The following is a 19709-nucleotide window of genomic DNA, read 5'->3' as shown; positions in this document are numbered from 1 at the left end:
TCCGCGCGTGTGGGCCGCTATCTATCTTGTTAGGGAATTGAAGGAATCAGACGATCTCGATGCCGCCCGCGCGACCCGCAATCGCCTCGCCGACGATCCACGCGTGCTCACCCGCCTCGCGAAGGGCGCGGACGATGCGATCGGCGGCTTCGGGTGCGACCGCGGCGAGCAGAGGGCCCGAGGTCTGCGGGTCGTGGAGCACGTCGCTCTGCCACGGCTCGAGCGTCGAGGGCAGCGTGACGAACGGCGCGTAGTAGCCGGCGTTGCGCCGGCCGCCTCCGGGGAGCAGGCCGGCGAGCGCGTACTCCTTCACGCCGGGGAGGAGCGGCAAGGCGTCCCAGCGGAAGCGGAACGTCAGATCCGAGAGGTGCGCCATCTCGTGAGCGTGGCCGACGAGCGCGAAGCCGGTGATGTCGGTGAGCGCATGCACGTGTGGGTGCGCCTCGCCGAGCACGCGTGCCGCGGTCGCCGAGAGCCGCATCATGCTCGCGATCGCGGCGTCCATGTGCACCGGGTCGACCTTCTCCCTCTTACCTGCGGTCGTGACGATGCCGGTGCCGAGCGGCTTCGTCAGCACGAGCATGTCACCGGGATTCGCGCCGCCCTTCGCGAGGACGCGGTCCGGGTGGACGATCCCCGTCACGGCGAGGCCGTACTTCGGCTCCTTGTCCGACGTCGTGTGGCCGCCCGCGACGACGGCGCCCGCTTCCTTAACTTTATCGGCGCCGCCTTTCAGGATCGCGGTGAGGATCGCCGGGTCCATGTCGTCGGGGAAGCCGACGAGGTTGATCGCGAAGATCGGCTTCCCCCCCATCGCGTACACGTCGGAGAGCGCATTCGCCGCGGCGATCGCACCGAAGGCGTACGGGTCGTCGACGACCGGCGGGAAGAAATCGGCCGTGTGGACGAGCGCGCGCTCGGCGTCGAGCTTCCACACGAGCGCGTCGTCCGGGGAATCGAGCCCCCGCAGGAGATCCGGGTAGTCGGCCGGATCGAACATCGAGCGAATGGGACGCAGCACCTGCGCCAGGGCCGCCGGGCCCATCTTGCTCGCTCAACCGGCGCAGGCGGCGTAGCTCGTCAGGCGGATCGTCTTGTTCGTGCGCTCGCCCATCGCGAAGAGCGTAGCAGGTCTCGTGTCGTGCCGTGTCGTGTCGGACGTGTCCTGGATTCCGACAGCCTCATGAACTGCGGTTGCGTCCAGCCGCGCCGTTCCGACCTTTCGTCTCTGGCCTTCGGCTTGCGATACGGGATCCCGCGAGGAGACCCCGATGACGAACCGGTCCCGATTCGTGTCCGCGCTCTTGATCGCCGCGATCGCCGGCTTCGTTCCGGCATTCGCCGCTTCCGGGACGATCGATAGCGGCGGCAGCGGCGGCGGGACGTCCGTCATCGACCTCACCGATCTCGCGAACGTCGCCGACGACCTCGCGGAGATCGTCGAGACGGTCACGCCGGCGACGATGATGCAGGTCGTCGTCGGCAGCGACCGCCCGATGACCGCGGACGAGCAGGCGCGCATCGCGGCCCTGATCCAGTCGCTCGGCGGGACGGTCGACAAGAGCGCGTTCGAGTCGTTCAACGGCTACGTCGCGACGGTGCCGGCGGACAAGCTCGCCGATCTGGCGGCGGACACCGCGAGCACGCACATCGCGCCGAACCGACGCGTTGCGCCGTCGTCGTTCGATGCCGCGCTCTGCACGATCGGCGCCTCGAGCGGCGTCAACACGACGTCGAACCTCGTGCAGGCCGTCAGCTCGATCCTCCCCCAGCCGACGCCGGTGCCGGTCACCGACTACACCGGCCGCGGCGTCACCGTCGCCGTCATCGACTCGGGGATCGGGACGAATCAGGATCTCCGCGACGCGGCAGGTGTCGACCGTGTCGTGCTGCGCTGGTCGTCGCAGGGCGGCTCGGCGTCCGATGAATTCGGCCACGGGACGCACGTCGCGGGGATCATCGGCGGCAACGGCAGCGCGTCGTCGGGGCCGTATGCGATCCATACCTTCCGGGGCGTCGCGCCCGACGTGAAGCTCGTGTCCTTGCGCGTCCTCGGCGCCGACGGCTCCGGCCAGGTCGTCGACGTGCTGAAGGCGGTGGACTGGGTCCTCGATCATCACGTCGACTACGGAATCCGCGTCGTCAACATGTCGCTCGGCTCGCCGGTCGTCGAGACGTGCTCGAAGGATGCGCTGTGTCAGGCGGCCGAGGCGCTCAACGCCGCCGGCATCGTCGTGGTCGTCTCGGCCGGGAACTTCGGCTCGCTCGGCTTCGGATCGATCACCTCCCCCGGCGTCGCCCCGGACGCGATCACCGTCGGCGCGTCGAAGGACCTCGGCACCTGTTCGACCGGCGACGACGACATCGCCAGCTATTCGTCGCGCGGCCCGACGTGGCCCGACCACATCCTGAAGCCTGACGTCGTCGCGCCGGGGAACCGGATCGACTCGCTGCGCGCCGCGGGGAGCACGCTCGACACGCTCTTCCCGGTGCTCAGGGTCCCGTTGCGCTCGTACACCAAGGACCCGCTCCTCCTCTTCGCACAGACGAACTATTTCGAGCTGTCGGGGACGAGCATGTCGGCGCCCATCGTGACCGGCGTCGTCGCCCAGATGCTCGAGAAGGACCCGTCGCTCACTCCGGCGACGGTGAAGGCGCGGCTCATGGCGTCGGCGCAGCGGATGGGCAAATCGCCGTTCACCTTCGGCGCCGGCCTCGTGAACCTCCCCGGCGCGCTCGCGGCGACCCAGGTCGCGGAGCGCGCGCCGTCACCCCACGTCTACGAGGACCCCAGCCTCGTCGGGGTCGTCTGGATCGAGGACATCGGCCAGCTCTGGGGCGACACCGCTGTGTGGAGCGACACGGCGGTGTGGGGCGACACGGCGGTGTGGGGCGACACGGCCGTGTGGGGTGACACCGCCGTCTGGGGCGACACCGCCGTGTGGGGGGACACCGCGGTCTGGGGCGATACCGCCGTTTGGGGCGACTCGGTCCTCGTGCGCGGAGAGCTCCCGTTCCGGACGCACCTGACCAAGGTCGGCCGGACCGTGCAGGCGACCACGGCGCCTCCGCCCACCACGCTGAAAGCCGGCCCGACGACGCTTAGCCGCCGCTGATTTTGCTCGTCGCCTTGCCCCGGACGCCGGTCGAACCGACGTTCGGGGCATGTCGGAGAACGCGACACCGATCCGTATCCTTGCGGCGCTCCCGCCGGGGCACCTGCTCCAGGCGTGCTTCGACGTCCTCCGTGACGAAGCGCATCACGAGGTGGAGGTCGCGGGAGATCAGGAGCACGCGCTCTCCCGCGTGCGTTCGGTCGATTGGGACTTGGTCCTCCTCGACTTCGCCCTGGGCCCCGATGCGAGCCTCGCGCTCCTCGAGGCGCTGAAGGCGCAGCGTCCGGCGACCCTCTTCGTGATGGCGGGAACGGGCGTGACCGCGGCGACGGTGCGCGAGGCGTTCCGCCGCGGCGCGCACGACGTGCTCCTCGAGCCGGTGCCGCCGCGCGAGCTGCTCGACGTCGCCTGCAAGGCGTCGCACCTCCGGACGATCGGCGCCGCACGACGGCGGATGGGAGAAGAACTGGAGACCGAGCGGCGCCGCGCCCGCGATCTCGAGGAGCGCCTCGCCCAGGACGACCCGTTCGCTACGCTCGTGACGGCTTCGGCGGCGATGCGGCGCCTCGTGGCCGACCTGCGCGAGGTCGCCCGGTCCGACGCCACCGTGCTCCTGACCGGCGAGAGCGGGACCGGCAAGGGCCTGCTCGCGCGCGCGATCCACGGCGGCTCGTTCCGCAAGACCGGCCCGTTCGTCGAGGCGAGCTGCGTCGTGTACTCCGAGGGGATGCTCAACAGCGAGCTGTTCGGCCACGAGCGGGGCGCGTTCACGGGGGCGGCGCGGCTGAAGCGCGGGCGCTTCGAGCTGGCGCGCGGTGGGACGCTCTTCCTCGACGAGATCGGCGAGATCGCTCCGGCGACGCAGCTCCTCCTGTTGCGCGTGCTCCAGGAGCGCGTCTTCGAGCGCGTCGGCGGCGAAGAGACGCTCGAGGCCGACGTGCGCCTCGTCGCGGCGACGAACCGCGATCTCGACGCCGCGGTGCGCGGCGGCGCGTTCCGGGAGGACCTCTTCTACCGGCTGAACGTGATCCCGCTCCGCGTGCCGGCGCTCCGCGAGAGGCCCGACGACGTCGCCGTGCTCGCGGCGCACTTCCTCGCACGCGCCTCCTCGCGCCTCGGCCGCGACGTTCCCGAGCTGGCGCCCGGCGCCCTCGACGCACTGACGGCGCACACGTGGCCCGGCAACGTACGCGAGCTCGAGAACCTCATGGAGCGCCTCGTGGTGCTCGAGCGTCGCGGGCGCATCGAGGCGAGCGATCTGCCGTCGTCGATCCGTGCACCGCTTCCCGCCGTCCCCGACGTGCGCCTCGCCGACGTCGAGACGACGCACATCCTCGAGATCCTCGCCGCGTGCGGCGGCAACAAGAAGCTCGCCGCGTCCAAGCTCGGCATCCACCGCAGCACGCTCTACGCGAAGCTCGGGAAGCGGGGACAGTAATGGGGACATTCTGCTTTTTCTTTCAGAGCTTCGAAGGGCAGAAGCTCTGAAAGAAAAAGCAGAATGTCCCCATTACTCTCGCAGGCGGTATCCGACTCCCAGCTCCGTGATCAAGAGCTTGGGGCGCGCTGGGTCGTCTTCGATCTTCGAGCGCAGATCGGCCATGTGGACACGCACGTGGTGCGGAAGCGCCGTCGAAGCGCCGCCCCACACCTCGCGCAGGATCTGTGCGTGGGTTACGACGCGGCCGGCATGGCGCGCGAGGTAGGCGAGCAAGCGGAACTCGATCGGCGTGAGCTTGATCGGCTCCCCCGTTTTCGCGACTTCCCTTCGGTCGAGGTCGATGCGCAGGCCGCCGACTTCGACGACAGGCTCGCCGCCCCCCGACGCATCGCGCGCGTGACGCAGCGCGACTCGCATGCGGGCGAGCAGCTCGTCGAGGCCGAACGGCTTCGTCAAGTAATCGTCGGCGCCCGCGTCGAGCGCCTCGACCTTGTCCGTCTCGCGACCGCGCGCCGAGATGACGATGATCGGGACGGCGCTCCAGCCGCGCAGGCGGCGCGTCAGCTCGATTCCATCGCCGTCGGGAAGGCCGAGGTCGAGGAGCACCAGCTCCGGATTGTGCGAGGTCGCGGCGACCACGGCCTCGGCGGCGGTCGACGCCTCGACGATCCTGAACGGCCGCGAGGTGAGCGCGGCGCGCAGGAACCGCCGCATCTGCGGCTCGTCCTCGACGATGAGGACGAGCGGATCGTGCGCGCTCAAGGCGCCGACCCGACGACCGGCAGCGTCACGGTGAAGTTCGCGCCGCCGCCGGTGCGGCTCGCGGCCTTGATCGTGCCGCCGTGCGCCTCGACGATGCCGCGGCAGATCGCGAGACCGAGGCCGACGCCCGGAATTCCCGGTGCGGCGCCACGATGGAACTTCTGGAAGACCTGCTCCTCGGAGCCGGGAGCCAGCCCCGGTCCGCGATCGGCGACCTCGATCATGATCCGATCGGCGTCGCCGGTGACGAACACATCGATCGGAGATCCCGCCGGAGTGTGCTTGATCGCGTTGTCGATGAGGTTCATCAGCACCTGCTCGACGAGCACGGGGTCGACCGGCAGAAGTGGCAGCGCGGGATCGAGGCTCGTGTGGACCGGCCGGCCGGCGAGCGCGCCCTCGAGCCGCGTGAGGACGGCGCCGACGATCTCCTCGGCCGGAACCCATTCGCGGTGGACCTCGATCGCGCCGGCCTCGACCCTCGTCATCTCGAGGAGATTCGCGACGAGCCGCTCGAGGCGCGTCGACTCCTCGCAGATGGTCTCGATCAGCTCGCGCCGCTGCTCCGGGTGCACCGCCGCCTCGTCGCCGCGAAGCGAGGTCGCGGCGCCGGTGATGGCGGCGAGCGGCGTCCGGAGGTCGTGCGACACCGCCGACAGGAGCGAGCTGCGCATGTTCTCGGTGCGCGCGCGCAGCTCCGACGCCTTCGCCTCCGCCGCGAGGACGACGCGCTCGATCGCGAGCGCCGCCTGGCGCGCGAGCGCCTCCAGGAGATGCCGCTGCTCGCCGTCCAGGACCCGTCCGGGCACGCGCGGCACGAAGGCGATCACGCCCAGACCTCGGGCATCGGTGCGAAGGGGAACGCACGCCGCCGCCGCGCCGGGGAGCGTGTCGGTGCCGAGGCCCGCTGGACGCCCGTGCTCGTGCGCCCATCGGGCGACGCCGCGGTCGCGCGCATCGAGGACGGCATCGCCGGAGCGCGCCACTTCCCGGAGCTCACCTTCCCCTTCCGCCAGGAGCACCGCGACGGTCCCGTTGAACGCGTCCGAAGCGCGCGCGGCGATCGCCCCCGCGACCGAGGGCTTGTCGGCCGCGGCGCCGAGATCGCGCGCCAAGGCGAACAGAGCGGCCGTGTACGCCTCGCGACGGCGCGCCTCGCGCTCTTGCGTTCGAAGCCGGCGCGTCAGCTCGCTCAGGAGGATCCCGACCCCGAACATCATCGCGAAGGTGAGGACGTGCCGCGTGTCCGAGACCGCGAAGGTGAAGCGCGGCCCGACGAAGAAGAAGTCGTACGCCGCGACCGACAGCGCCGCGGCGAAGACGGACGGCCCGCGCCCGACGCGCAGCGCCGACACGATGATCGCGACCAGGAACGTCATGACGGTGTCGGCGGGCGCCAGGTAGGCATCGACGACGAACGAGACGATCGTGGCGACGGCGACGAGCTGGGCGGCGAGGAGGTACGCGGGCCACTCGCTCGGGCGCTCGGAGGTCTCGGAGAGAGGAAGCGCCTCCTCGGATGCGGCGCCCGAGATCACATGGACGTCGATGCCCCCGCTCCCGCGCACCAGCTCCTCGAGGAGGGAGCCGCGCAGGAGATCGCGCAACCGCGAGCGCGTCGGACGGCCGATGATGAGGCGCGTCGCGTTGTGGCGCCGTGCATAGCGGAGAATCGCGTCGGCGCGGCTCGTGCCGGAGAGGCGCACGACGGTGCCGCCGAGCGACTCCGCGAGCCTGAGGTTCGCCTCGAGACGGTGCCGGTCGTCGTCGCCGAGGGGTCGTGATCCTTCGACCCACACCGCCGTCCACGACCCGCGAAGACCGTCGGCCATCCGGCGCGCCGAGCGGAGGAGGCCGGCCGAGGAGGGGCTTGGACCGACGCCGACGACGATCCGCTCCGCGGTGGGCCACGGCGTGGCGATCGCGTGCGCCTCGCGGTACGCGCGGACGTCGGCGTCGATGATGTCCGCGGTCCGCCGCAGGGCGATCTCGCGAAGGGCAAGGAGATTCCCCTCGCGGAAGAAGCTCTCGAGCGCGCGCGCCGCGAGGTCGGGGACGTAGACCTTCCCCTCACGCAGGCGTGCCAGCAGCGCATCGGCCGGGAGGTCGATGAGCTCGATCTGATCGGCCCGCTCGAGAAGCGCGTCGGGCACGGTCTCGCGTACCCGCACCGTCGTGATGCGCGTGACGACGTCGTTCAGGCTCTCGACATGTTGCACGTTCAGGGTCGTGTGGACCTCGATGCCGGCGTCCAGGAGATCGAGCGCGTCCTGCCAGCGCTTCGCATGGATCACGCCCGGCGCGTTCGTGTGCGCCAGCTCGTCGAGGAGGAGGATCGCCGGCTTCCGCTCGAGCGCCGCCTCGAGGTCGAACTCTTGCAGCGTGACGCCGCGGTACTCCACCGCGCGCCGCGGCAGGACGGCGAGCCCATCGAGCAGCGCCTGCGTCTCGCTCCGGCCGTGTGTCTCGACGCAGCCGACGAGGACGTCGGCGCCGGCGGCCGCGAGCGAGCGCGCGGTCTCGAGCATCGCGAACGTCTTGCCGACGCCCGGGGCGAACCCGAAGTAGATCTTGAGCTTGGCGCGGCCGCTTCGAGCCTCGTCCGCTTGGACGCGCCGGAGCAGCGCGTCGGGGTCGGCGCGTGTGGCGAATTCACCCACGCGGGCAGTGTGTATCACGCCGGGGCCGGGTGCCGCACGGGAGACCTTTCTTGATGCGGACTTGACGCGGTCCGGCCGAGCTTTGAGACCGCCCTGACGGGAGGGTGGATAGCGTTTCCTCATGCGATGCGTGACGCTTGCCGCCGCCGTTCTTTTCGCGGCAAGAAGCGCCTGCGCCGCGCCGCCGGAGCCGTTCACCTTCGCGGATTTCACCTGGCTGACGGGCAACCCCCGCACGAACGAGTCACCGCTCGGCAACGACGTGTTCACCGCGGAGTTCCGCATCGACGTGAACTACACGGAGAGCCTCGATCATCCCCAGGACGACACGATCGGCGGGTCGAGCGAGATCTTCCGGTCGGGCGAGTTCCAGCTCACGCAGCTCGGCGCCGGCGGCGACCTCCATTGGAAGAACGTGCGCGGCCGTCTCATGACGCAGCTCGGCATGTACTCGCAGACGACCCCGAGGAACGACGCGAGCACTTCTCGCGGGCAGTGGAACCTCGATGGCGCCTACCGGTATCTGTCGGAGGCGTACGGCGGTTACCACTTCGACGTCATGAACGGCATCAACGTCGACGCCGGGATCTTCATGTCGTACGTCGGTCTGTTCAGCTACTACCAGTTCGACAACTGGGCTTACCAGCCGTCGTTCGTGTCGTCGAACACGCCGTGGTTCTTCAACGGCGTGCGCGTCCAGATCTTCCCGAGCGACAAGCTCAAGATCGAGCCTTGGATCGTGAACGGATGGCAGTCGTACGGCAAATTCAACGACGCGCCCGGATTCGGCGTCCAGGTTCTCTTTAGGCCGAACGGATCGCTCTCGATTCTCGGCAACCAGTACTACGGCACCGACACGCTCGGGATCGCCGACCGGAAGCGCCTTCACACCGACGACAGCGTTCAGTGGAAGTTCTACGACCGGCCCGCGGCGGCGCTTTCCAAGGGAGCGATGACGCTCACACTCGACGCCGGCTGCGAATCGGGCGGAGGTGTCGGCTGCGGCTCTCAGTACTTCCTGGGTTTCATGACGTACGGCCGCCTCTGGTTCGCTCGCGATCGCTACGCCGTGACGCTGGGCGGCGGCGCGATCGACAACCCCGGCCGCTACCTCGTGCTCATCCCTCCGATCAACGGCGCGACCGCCACGACCGGCTCGCCGTACTTCACCGCGGCGCCCGGCGACCCTTACCGGGCCTGGGACGCCTCGGCGACGTTCGATTGGATGCCGTCGCCGTTCGTCACGTTTCGCGCCGAATTCAACCATAGGTTCGCGAGCGTCCCCTACTTCTCCGGGCCCGGCGGGATCACACCGCCCGGAGGGAACACCGGGACGCCGGCGACGCCGGTTCCCGGTTGGTCTCCCGATCTCGTGAAAACCGAGAACCGGTTCACCCTCGCCATCCTGGTCAAGATCTGAATGCTCGACGTCGCGTTCGTCGCCGCCACGGCGCTCTTCTTCGGGGTCTGCCTTGCGTACGTCCGCTGGTGCGACCGCATCGTTCGGGGCTCGCGATGAGCGTCGAGTACGCCGCCGGCCTTCTCCTGGCGCTCTTGCTCCTCGGCTATCTCGTCTACGCGCTCTTGAAGCCGGAGCGCTTCTGATGACGTTCAATGGATGGGCCCAGATCGTCTTCTTCTTCGCGACGGTGCTCCTCGTCACGCGCCCGGTCGGGATCTTCCTTCACCGCGTGATGGAAGGCGAGCTCCGTCCGCTCGGCGGTCTCGAGCGCCTCGTCCTTCGCTTGTCCCGCGCCGACGGTGAGGAGCAGAGCTGGGCGCGGTACGCCGCGAGCCTGCTCGTCTTCAGCGCGGCGACGATGCTCGTCACGTACGCGATCCAGCGCCTCCAGCTCCTGCTGCCGTGGAACCCGCAGCATCTGGGGCCGGTCGCGGCCGGCTCCGCGTTCAACACCGCGGCGAGCTTCACGACGAACACGAACTGGCAGGGCTACGCCGGCGAGACGACGATGAGCTACCTGAGCCAAATGGCCGGGCTCGCGTGGCACAACTTCATCTCGGCCGCCGCGGGGATCGCGGTCGCCTTCGCGCTCGCGCGCGGGCTGACGCGTCGCGAGTCGCCGACGATCGGCAACTTCTGGGTCGATCTGACGCGTGCGACCGTTCATGTGCTTCTGCCGGCGTCGATCGTCTTCGCGCTGCTCTTCGTGTCCCAGGGAGTGATCCAGAACTTGGCGCCCTCCAGGGAAGCGACGACGCTCGAGGGACGGACGCAGACGATCGCCATGGGCCCCGTCGCCTCGCAGGAGGCGATCAAGCAGCTCGGCACGAACGGCGGCGGCTTCTTCAACGCGAACGCCGCGCACCCGTTCGAGAATCCCACGCCGCTCACGAACTACCTTTCGATGTTCCTCATCTTCGTGATTCCCGCCGGGCTCACGTACGCGTTCGGCAGGATGGCGAAGGATCAGAAGCAGGGCTGGGCCCTTTTCGGCGCGATGGCGTTCCTCTTCGCGGGCGGCGTCGGGGTCGCCTACTGGGCCGAGGCCCGCGGCAACCCGATCGTCGATCGTCTCGCGGTCACGCGCGGCGAAGGCAACTGGGAGGGTAAGGAGGTCCGCTTCGGCATCGCGAACACCGCTCTCTACGCCGTCGTGACGACCGACGCCTCGTGCGGCGCGGTCAACGGCATGCACGACAGCTTCACCCCGCTCGGGGGTCTCGTGCCGCTCTTCGACATCCAGATGGGCGAGGTGGTGTTCGGCGGCGTCGGCGCGGGGCTCTACGGAATCCTCGTGATGGCGATCCTGTCGGTCTTCATCGCGGGGCTCATGGTCGGCCGGACTCCCGAGTACCTCGGGAAGAAGATCGAGACGCGCGAGGTGCAGCTCGCGATGCTCTACGTCCTCATCTTCCCTCTCGTCATCCTCGCCTTCGCGGGGTGGTCCGCGGTGGCCCCGTACGGAACCTCGTCCCTGGCGAACGCGGGTCCCCACGGATTCTCCGAGATCCTGTACGCCTTCACGAGCGCCGCCGGCAACAACGGCTCTGCGTTCGCGGGACTGAACGCGAACACACCCTGGTACAACGTGACCCTCGCGATCGCGATGCTCGCGGGGCGGTTCCTCATGATCGTGCCGGCGCTGGCGATCGCCGGCAGCCTCGCCGCGAAGAAGGTGGTCGCGCCCGGGCCGGGAACGTTGCCGACGGCGGGGCCGCTCTTCGCGGGGCTCGTCGTCGGCGTGATCCTCGTCGTCGGCGCGCTCACCTTCTTCCCCGCCCTCGCCCTCGGCCCGGCCGTCGAGCACGTGCTCGCGAACACCGGCAAGGTCTTCTGATGCCCGCCGCTCGGCCCCGTCGCGCGTCCGCGTGGAGCGGCCCGATCGTGCGTGCGGCGCTCGCCGACAGCCTGCGGAAGCTCGACCCGCGCGTCGCCGCGAGGAACCCGGTCATGTTCGTGGTGGAAGTGGGAAGCGCCGTCACGACGCTCATCGGGATCCGCGACGCGCTCTCCTCCGCCCCTCCCGCCGCACCGGCGTGGTTCACGCTCCAGGTGGCGCTGTGGCTCTGGTTCACGATCGTCTTCGCGAATTTCTCCGAAGCGCTCGCGGAGGGACGCGGGAAAGCGCAGGCCGACGCGCTGCGCGGCCTCCGGAAAGAGACGGTCGCACGCCGGCGCGCGGGCGCGCGCGAGGAGAGCGTGCCCGCGTCGGCGCTGCGGCGCGGCGACGAGGTCGTCGTCGAGACGGGCGAGACGATTCCGGGCGACGGCGAGGTCATCGAGGGGATCGCATCGGTCGACGAGTCGGCGATCACGGGCGAGTCGGCGCCGGTCATCCGCGAGAGCGGCGGCGATCGCTCTGCGGTGACCGGTGGCACGCGCGTCCTCTCCGACCGGATCGTCGTCCGGATCGGCGTCGATCCCGGCGAGTCGTTCCTCGACCGCATGATCGGTCTCGTCGAGGGCGCAACGCGCCGGAAGACGCCGAACGAGATTGCCCTTCACGTGATGCTCTCGGGAATGACGATCATCTTCCTCATCGCCTGCGTGACCCTGGTGCCGATCGGGGTTTATTCGGGGCTTCAGCTCACGACCCCCGTCATCGTCGCGCTCCTCGTCTGCCTGATCCCGACGACGATCGGGGGCCTGCTCTCCGCCATCGGAATCGCGGGGATGGACCGGCTGATCCGCCACAACGTCATCCCGCTGAGCGGACGCGCCGTCGAGGCCGCGGGCGACGTCGACACGATCCTCCTCGACAAGACCGGCACGATCACGCTCGGCAACCGCATGGCGACCGAGTTCCTGACCGCCGACGGCGCGACGAGGGACGAGCTGGCCGACGCCGCGCAGCTCGCCTCGCTCGCCGACGAGACGCCGGAGGGCCGCTCGATCGTCGTGCTCGCCAAGGAGCGCTACGGCCTGCGAGGACGCGAGATCGGCGATCAGGGCGCCCGCTTCGTCGCGTTCTCCGCGCAAACGCGGATGAGCGGATGCGACCTCGACGGCCGCGTCATCCGGAAAGGGGCGGTCGACGCGATCGCGCGCCACGTCGAAGCGCTCGGCGGCCGCCTCCCGGTGGGAATCGAGACGATCGTCGCGACGATCGCGAGGTCCGGAGGCACTCCGCTCGCGGTGGCCGACGGTCCCCGGGTGCTCGGCGTCATCCATCTCAAGGACATCGTGAAGGGCGGGCTGAAGGAGCGATTTGCGAAGTTCCGGTCGATGGGCCTCCGGACCGTCATGATCACCGGCGACAACCCCCTCACCGCCGCCGCGATCGCCGCCGAGGCCGGCGTCGACACCTTCCTGGCCGAGGCGACGCCCGAGATGAAGCTGAAGCTCATCCGCGAGGAGCAGGCGAAGGGCAAGCTCGTCGCAATGACCGGCGACGGCACGAACGATGCGCCCGCGCTCGCTCAGGCCGACGTCGCGATCGCGATGAACACCGGAACGCAAGCGGCGCGCGAGGCCGGCAACATGGTCGACCTCGACAGCAACCCGACGAAGCTCCTCGAGGTGGTCGAGGTCGGCAAGCAGCTCCTCATGACGCGCGGGTGTCTGACGACGTTTTCGATCTCGAACGACGTCGCGAAATACTTCGCGATCCTCCCGGCGCTCTTCATCCCCGTCTTCCCCGAGATCGCGCCGCTCAACGTGATGCACCTCGCCTCGCCGCGGAGCGCGATCCTCTCCGCGGTCATCTTCAACGCGCTCATCATCGTCGCCCTGATTCCGCTCGCGCTCCGAGGGGTGCGCTACCGCCCGCTCGGCGCCGCGGCGCTCCTCCGCCGATCGATCCTGATCTACGGCGTCGGCGGGCTCGTCGCACCGTTCGTCGGGATCAAGCTGATCGACATGATCCTCGGCGCGATCGGTCTCACGTAGGAGTCGTGCGTGCGCCGTGACCTCGCCGTCGCGCTCCGGATGACCGTCGTCACGCTGGTCTTGACCGGCATCGCGTACCCGCTCGCGGTGACCGCGATCGCGCGCGCGGTCTTTCCCCGCCAGGCCGCCGGGAGCTTGGTGACGCGCGACGGGGTCGTCGTCGGATCGGAGCTGATCGGCCAGGGCTTCCGCGACCCGAAGTACTTTCAGCCGAGACCGTCCGCCGCCGGCAAGGACGGCTACGACGCGAGCGCGTCGTCCGGCTCGAACCTCGGCCCGACGTCGAAGGCGCTCATCGACCGCATCGCGGCCGACGTCACACGCCTCGAGACCGAGAATCCCGATGCGTCCGGCCCCGTGCCGATCGAGCTCGTGACCACTTCCGGCAGCGGGCTCGACCCACACGTGTCGCCGGAAGCCGCCCTATGGCAAGTGCCGCGCATCGCGAAGGCGCGCGCCCTCGACCCCGAGCGCATCCGCGCGCTGATCGACGACACCACCGAGGGCCGCACGCTCGGCCTCCTGGGCGAGCCCCGCGTGAACGTCCTCCGCTTGAACCTCGCACTCGATGCCCTGAAATAAGGGGACGGCTACCGAATTCCGACGGAGAGCGATAGGTCGAAATTCGGGAGCTGTCCCCTTATTTCAGGGCACCGCCGGTCGATAGCTCGTGCGGCACGCCGCTCGGATACTTCTCTGCGAGCCAGCTCTTGATCGCTTGGATCCGCTGCTCGGGGTACGGGTGCGTCGAGAGCATCTCCGGCGGCGCCCCGCCGTGCGACGAGTCCTCGAGGATCTGCATGACGCCGAGCATCGCCTGCGGGTCGTAACCGGCCTCCGTCATCGCCTTGAGGCCGAACTGATCCGCTTCGAGCTCGTCGTTCCGGCTGTACTTGAGCTGCACGAGCTGGTTGACCATCGCGGCGATCATCGCGGCGCGCTGGCCGCCGCCGCGGTCGTCGCTTCCCGCGACGCCGGTCGCGACGGTGAGGAGCTGGCCCAGCTCGCCTTTCGCCATGTGCTCGGCCCCGTGGCGGTTGACGACGTGGCCGACCTCGTGGCCCAGGACGCCGGCGAGCTGCGCCTCGTTCTCGAGCTTGCCGAGGAGGCCGTACGTGATGAACACCTGACCGCCCGGGAGCGCGAACGCGTTGACCGTCTGAGGGTCGCGCAGGAGATGGAAGTCGTAGGTATAAGGAGAGCGGCTCGCGTCGCTCTTCGCGACGACGTTGTTGCCGATCGACGTGACGAGCTTCGCCGCGGGCTCCGACGAGGGAACTTCCCCGCCCATCTCGCGCGCCATCACCGGCGCCGACTCGAGGCCGAGCGCGGACTCCTGATCGACGGACATCGCGATGTGCTGCTTCTCGCCGGTGACCGGGTTCACCTCGGTCTGCGTGAAGTAGCGGAAGAGCGCGAACGCGACGATCGCGCCGGCGATCAGGAACCGGAGGCCGCAGCCGAATCCGCGGCGCTGAGGGGCCTCGAACGCCTCGCCCATCGCGCCGCGCCGCTCGTCAGGCCTTCGCCGCGGTGTAGAGCTCGTCCGCCTTCGACCAATCGACGACGCTCCACCACGCCTCGATGTAGTCGGCGCGCCTGTTCTGGTACTTCAGGTAGTACGCGTGCTCCCAGACGTCGCAGCCGAGAACCGGCACGCCGCCGTCCATGACCGGCGAGTCCTGGTTCGGCGTCGACTCGATCCCGAGCTTGCCGTCCCGGACCGCGAGCCACGCCCAGCCCGAGCCGAACCGGCCGAGCCCCGCGGCCGCGAACTTCGCCTTGAACTCCGCGAACGAGCCGAACGCTCCGTCGATCGCCGTCTTGAGGCCGCCCTTCGGCTCGCCTCCCGCGCCCTTCTTCATGAGCGTCCAGAAGAGGGTGTGGTTGTAGTGGCCGCCGCCGTTGTTGCGCACCGCGGTCCGGACCGCCTCGGGCACCTTCGCGAGGCCGCTCAGGATCTGATGGAGCGACTGCGTCTGGAACGTCGGATGTGCTTCGAGCGCCTTGTTCAAGTTCGTCACGTAAGCGGCGTGATGCTTGTCGTGATGGATCTCCATCGTCCGCGCATCGATGTGAGGCTCGAGGGCGTCGAAGGCGTACGGGAGCGGGGGGAGTTCGAATGCCATTGCGGGTGACCTCCTGAGGTGTGACGGGCATTGTAGCGCGGCGTCCGTAGAATGGTGGGGATGATGCCGTCGATCGGTCGCACCTTGCTGCTCGCGGCGGGACTCTGGGCCGGACTCCCCTGGATCCGGTCGCCGCATACCGTGCCTCGCGGCGGCGAGGAGGCGACGGGCACCGTCACCTCGACGGCGTCGCGCGTCGACGTCGTCTCGAAGGATGCGCCGGAGTACCGCGCGCTCGCGATCCCGAAGAGCTACAAGAGCGACGTCGCGGCGGCCACCCGCCTCCTCGTGTTCAAGGACGGACTGTGCGTGCGCGACCGCGGGCTCGTCTCGGCGCACTCGACCTCGAACGCCGGCGACCCGCGCGGCCTCGTCACGGAGGAGACCGGCGTCACGGAGCGGGCCGTCGTGGCGTCGGACGATCGCACCGCGGTCGTCGCCTCGACGCGCTACGTGAGCCGCGTCGACATGACCCCGGGCACGACGTCGACGGCCGGCGACACGATTCGCGGCGCGACGACGCTCACGATGATCGACCCCGCGCACCCCGACGGCCGCTGGCAAATCACGCTGGAGTCGAGCCGGTGGGTCAAGGACCTCGTCGCGATCCCGCGCGACGGCGGTCTCGCCGTCAGCACCTTCCTCCCGCGCAAAGGCCCTTGCGACCTCCGCCTTCTCGATCCCACGGGGCGCGAGCGCGTGCGCGTGCCCGAGTCGGTCGGGGAGACGCTCCGCATCGAGGCCTCCCCCGACGGCACATTCGTCGCGGCGGAACTGGCGTTCGCGGACGACCCCCGGTGGGAGCGCGGCATCACCGTCTTCGGTCCCGGCGAGTCGGCGTGGACCTACGGCTGGAAATACGGGACCGACGACGAGCCTTCGTCGTGGGCGCTCGAACCGAAGGGCGTCCTCGCGGTACGCCTTGCCTCCGGAATGAAGCGCTTCGACCCCGCTGGAAAACATCGGTAGGAGAGGGGACAGCTTCCAATACTCCGCATTCCAGGTCTTGGAAGCTGTCCTCCTCTTCTCACGTGCGGATCTGATATCCGCACATTCCTCCTCGCCCACGTCTTCTTGCTTTCGCGCCGGCAGCGTGACGGGTTAGATAGTCGAGGCAAGGGGGGATGTCATGAGCGAGTCGATCGACGAACGTCGGACGGCTCCCGCAGCGACCCGAGAGGCATGGGTCGCCGCGCTGTCCGGCGTCAACTTCGTTTCCTGGATCGCAAGGGAGTTCCACAGCTCCGGCGTCGCGCGCGAGGACCTCGAGGCGGAAGGGCGCATCGGTCTCTTCGACGCGGCGCTGCGCTTCGACCCGACGCGCGGCGTCCAGTTCCTGACCTACGCGGCGTGGTGGGCGCGCCGACGCATGCAGACGTTCATCGCGCGTCACGCCTGCGTCGTGCGCCGCCCGGGGTCGCGGCCGTTCAACCGGCGCTCGCGCGGGGACGTGTCGCTCGACGACATCGTCTCTCCGGGCGCCGCGCACCGTTGGAGCGACGTGCTCTCCGACGAAGCCGCCGTGCCGCCGCTCCAGAGCCTGCTCCTCGACGAGGCGGCGAGCGTCGTGACCGAGTTGGCGCGCGAGCTTCCCCCGCTCTGGCGCTCCGTGCTCGTCCGCCGCTTCGGGCTCGACGGCGAGCCGCCGATGACCCTCGCGGCGATCGGCGTCCTTCAGGGGTTGTCGCGCGAGCGCGTGCGGCAGATCGAGGCGAAATGCCTGAGACGGCTCCGTAGGCGGCTCGAGGCGCGGGCGGGACGTCAGGCGCGCTCGCCGCGCGAGATCACGACGGCCGCGGCCAAGTCGCCGCTCACGTTGAGCGTGGTCCGGCACATGTCGAGAAACCGGTCGACGCCCAAGATCATGCCGATGCCTTCGGGTGGAACGCCGACCATGCCGAGGATGAGCGCGACGACGGGGAGCGAGCCCGCGGGCACGCCGGCGGTGCCGATGCCGCCGAGCACGCAGATTCCGACGACCATCATCTGACGCGCGAGCCCCAGCTCGACGCCGTAGAACTGCGCCAGGAAGAGAACGGTCACCCCCTCGAAGAGGGCGGTGCCGTTCTGGTTCGCCGTCGAGCCGATCGTGAGGACGAAGCGGCTGACGTGCGGCGGCAGCTTGAGCTTCTCCTCGGCGACCCGGAGCGCCGTCGGCAACGTGGCGTTCGACGAGGACGTCGAGAACGCCGTGAGCATCGCCTCCTCGATCCCGGAGAAGAACACGCGCGGGCTCATGCCGCCGAACACCTTGACGAGCGCGCCGTAGACGATGAACTGGTGGATCGCGAGCGCGAGCACGACGACGCCGACGTAGCGCGCGAGGAGCGTCAGCGCATCGAAGCCGATCTGCGCCGTCAGGTTGAACAGGAGCGCGGCGACGGCGTAGGGCGCGAAGCGGATCACGATGCCGATGAGCGTCATCGAGACTTCGTAGAGCCCTTCGAGCGCCCCTTGGAGCTTGCGCGACGCCTCCGTCGGCGTCAGCGAGAGGCCGATCCCGAGAAAGAGCGCGAAGACCATGACCCCGAGCATGTCGCCGTCCGCGGCGGCCTTGACGGGATTGCTGGGAACCATCTGGATGAGAAGGTCGAAGCCGGCCTTGGGCGCGGCCGACGTGGCCGCGATCGTTCCGGACGCCTGCTGTGCGCGCGCGAGCAGGATCTGCCGCTTGTCCTCCGCGATGCCGGTTCCGGGTTGGAGCAGATTGACGAGCGCGACGCCGAGCACCGCCGCGATCACCGAGACGGAGACCGTGTAGACGAGCGTCTTGAGGCCGATGCGGCCGAGCTCGCGGACGTCACCCAGACCCGCCACGCCCATGGCCAGCGCCGAAACGAGGAGCGGGATGACGAGCATGAAGAGCAGGCGCAGGAAGACCTGGCCGACCGGCGTCGTGACGTACCGGATGAAGGTGTCGAGGCGCGGGTCGCCGGCGGAGGCGACGTGCGCGACCAATCCGAGCGTGGCGCCGCCGACACCGCCGATGAGCATCTTCCAATGGAGCGGGAGCGGCCGCTTCACGGCTTCACCAGGAGGTCGAGAAGCGCCTCGTGCATCTCGGCCGCCGGCGCGCCGGAGACGATCCCGACCTTGGCGCCGCTCCTCTTCGCCCAGAACGAGGCGCGGTCGTGCGGCAACGCTCGCTCGAACTCGACGGCGTCGTTCTCCGTGTCCCACACGGTCGCGAGGAGAGCGATCGCCGACTTGCCCTTCGTCCAGAGCTCGTAGCGGTCGCCGCCCCACCCCGTCGCGGCGGCGTTCGTCCATGCGGAAGCGGGCGCGCCGAGATCGCCGGCCTCGGGGGCGACGACGCCGACGAGCCCCCCGATGGTCAGCTCACCGAGGATTCCCGAGCCCGACCGCGTCCACTTCTTCGCGAGGACGGCGGCGGCATCGGGGATCGTGACGCGCACCGGCTCGTCGCGCTTCGCGGGATCCCAGTACTTCTCCGGGTGGAGGATCTGCTCGGACGATCGCGGCGGCTTGTCCCACGCCGCGTTCACGTCGTCCTTGGGGAAGCCGTTCGCGAGGGACGCGACGTTTCCGCGGAGGAGGAACGACATCCCGAGTACGTAGGGGCCGAGGAGCTGCCGGCGAAGCACGGGCGGCATCGCGTTCAAACGCTTGGTCGGGACCTTCTCCGCATCCGCGGCCGCGGAGGCATCGTTGATCTTCCCGGACTCGGCGGCGTGCGCAATGTAGACCGCCGACGAGAGGGTCGCGCTCCCCTCCGCGACCGACGACAACGCGAAGGCGGCGTCGTCGTCGTCGCCGACCTTGTCGAGGCGTCCGTCGATGTCGTAGCGCTGGTCCTCGAGCGCGTGAGTCATCTCGTGCGCGGTCAGCATCGGCGCCATCGCCTCGGGCATGTCGTCCAGGAGGTAGAACTGCTTCGTCTCCGGGTCGTAGAAGCCGCCGGCCTGCTCTTCGAGGACGTCGAGGAGCGTCTTCACGACGTCGACACCGGGGGGCACGAGCCCGAGGAGGCGGTACGCCGTCTCGTCGGCGCGGATCTTCGCGTCGGGGGTCATGCGATGGAACCGAGCGAGCGCGTACGCCCGCGCCTTCGCATCGTCGATCACCGTCACGGGAACCGGCCGGACGAACTTGATGCCGCGGATCGACTCGATCTCGGGGAGCACGTCGGCGACGGCGCGCTTGGCCTCTTCGGGGGTGATCGCGCGGGCGGCGAGCGCGGCGCCGAGCACCAGTCCCGTGGCGAGCATCGAGCGTCGGCGCATGCGAGGC

The 19709-nt window shown here is 69.6% G+C and carries 15 protein-coding genes and 1 pseudogene; 9 read left to right on the top strand and 7 right to left on the bottom strand.

The window, feature by feature from the left end:
* Positions 1–46: 46 nt before the first annotated feature.
* Entirely contained in the window at positions 47–1045 is a 999-nt protein-coding gene (selD, locus tag VFV19_10760) for a selenide, water dikinase SelD (GenBank protein HEX4824787.1), read from the bottom strand.
* A 226-nt stretch (positions 1046–1271) separates the two neighbouring features.
* Between selD and VFV19_10755 the strand changes: the two genes are divergently transcribed.
* Both VFV19_10755 and VFV19_10750 read left to right on the top strand, forming a co-directional pair.
* The gene (locus VFV19_10755; GenBank protein HEX4824786.1) at positions 1272–3116 is read left to right on the top strand and encodes a S8 family peptidase; all 1845 of its coding nucleotides are present in this window, start codon (positions 1272–1274) and stop codon (positions 3114–3116) included.
* 49 nt (positions 3117–3165) lie between these two features.
* Positions 3166–4554, top strand: coding sequence for a sigma-54 dependent transcriptional regulator (locus VFV19_10750; GenBank protein HEX4824785.1), 1389 nt, complete (start codon positions 3166–3168; stop codon positions 4552–4554).
* 72 nt (positions 4555–4626) lie between these two features.
* Here the strand turns inward: VFV19_10750 and VFV19_10745 are convergent, their stop codons facing one another.
* Positions 4627–5319, bottom strand: a complete 693-nt coding sequence (locus tag VFV19_10745; GenBank protein ID HEX4824784.1) for a response regulator — start codon at positions 5317–5319, stop codon at positions 4627–4629.
* Complete coding sequence (locus VFV19_10740) at positions 5316–7979, bottom strand: sensor histidine kinase KdpD (protein ID HEX4824783.1); 2664 nt, start codon at positions 7977–7979, stop codon at positions 5316–5318. The genes VFV19_10745 and VFV19_10740 overlap by 4 nt, the downstream gene beginning before the upstream one ends.
* Before the next feature lie 121 nt (positions 7980–8100).
* Between VFV19_10740 and VFV19_10735 the strand changes: the two genes are divergently transcribed.
* The 5 genes from VFV19_10735 (at position 8101) to kdpC (ending at position 13911) form a co-directional block, all read left to right on the top strand.
* On the top strand, positions 8101–9399 hold the full coding sequence (locus tag VFV19_10735) for an outer membrane beta-barrel protein (GenBank protein ID HEX4824782.1): 1299 nt from the start codon (positions 8101–8103) through the stop codon (positions 9397–9399).
* 95 nt (positions 9400–9494) lie between these two features.
* Positions 9495–9584 carry a K(+)-transporting ATPase subunit F gene (gene kdpF, locus VFV19_10730; protein ID HEX4824781.1) on the top strand — a complete coding sequence of 30 codons (90 nt, stop codon included), beginning with the start codon at positions 9495–9497 and terminating at the stop codon, positions 9582–9584.
* On the top strand, positions 9584–11278 hold the full coding sequence (kdpA, locus tag VFV19_10725; GenBank protein ID HEX4824780.1) for a potassium-transporting ATPase subunit KdpA: 1695 nt from the start codon (positions 9584–9586) through the stop codon (positions 11276–11278). Before kdpF ends, kdpA begins: the two co-directional genes overlap by 1 nt.
* Complete coding sequence (kdpB, locus tag VFV19_10720; GenBank protein HEX4824779.1) at positions 11278–13329, top strand: potassium-transporting ATPase subunit KdpB; 2052 nt, start codon at positions 11278–11280, stop codon at positions 13327–13329. Before kdpA ends, kdpB begins: the two co-directional genes overlap by 1 nt.
* 9 nt (positions 13330–13338) lie before the next feature.
* Positions 13339–13911, top strand: a complete 573-nt coding sequence (gene kdpC, locus VFV19_10715; protein HEX4824778.1) for a potassium-transporting ATPase subunit KdpC — start codon at positions 13339–13341, stop codon at positions 13909–13911.
* Positions 13912–13969: 58 nt separating this feature from the next.
* Here kdpC and VFV19_10710 read toward each other — a convergent pair whose 3' ends face one another.
* The gene (locus VFV19_10710) at positions 13970–14830 is read right to left on the bottom strand and encodes a M48 family metalloprotease (GenBank protein HEX4824777.1); all 861 of its coding nucleotides are present in this window, start codon (positions 14828–14830) and stop codon (positions 13970–13972) included.
* 16 nt (positions 14831–14846) lie between these two features.
* The gene (locus tag VFV19_10705; GenBank protein ID HEX4824776.1) at positions 14847–15458 is read right to left on the bottom strand and encodes a superoxide dismutase; all 612 of its coding nucleotides are present in this window, start codon (positions 15456–15458) and stop codon (positions 14847–14849) included.
* Between the two features lie 60 nt (positions 15459–15518).
* On the opposite strand from VFV19_10705, the gene VFV19_10700 reads away from it, so the two are divergent.
* Both VFV19_10700 and VFV19_10695 read left to right on the top strand, forming a co-directional pair.
* Positions 15519–16427, top strand: coding sequence for a hypothetical protein (locus tag VFV19_10700; GenBank protein ID HEX4824775.1), 909 nt, complete (start codon positions 15519–15521; stop codon positions 16425–16427).
* A 160-nt stretch (positions 16428–16587) separates the two neighbouring features.
* A pseudogene (locus VFV19_10695) lies at positions 16588–17190 on the top strand (sigma-70 family RNA polymerase sigma factor).
* 29 nt (positions 17191–17219) lie between these two features.
* Here the strand turns inward: VFV19_10695 and VFV19_10690 are convergent.
* The gene (locus VFV19_10690; GenBank protein ID HEX4824774.1) at positions 17220–18482 is read right to left on the bottom strand and encodes a dicarboxylate/amino acid:cation symporter; all 1263 of its coding nucleotides are present in this window, start codon (positions 18480–18482) and stop codon (positions 17220–17222) included.
* Entirely contained in the window at positions 18479–19702 is a 1224-nt protein-coding gene (locus VFV19_10685; protein ID HEX4824773.1) for a hypothetical protein, read from the bottom strand. Before VFV19_10685 ends, VFV19_10690 begins: the two co-directional genes overlap by 4 nt.
* Positions 19703–19709: the final 7 nt, after the last annotated feature.

Source organism: Candidatus Polarisedimenticolaceae bacterium (genome assembly GCA_036275915.1).
GTDB lineage: Bacteria > Acidobacteriota > Polarisedimenticolia > Polarisedimenticolales > DASRJG01 > DASRJG01.
This window is presented reverse-complemented; position numbering and strand designations above follow the sequence as displayed.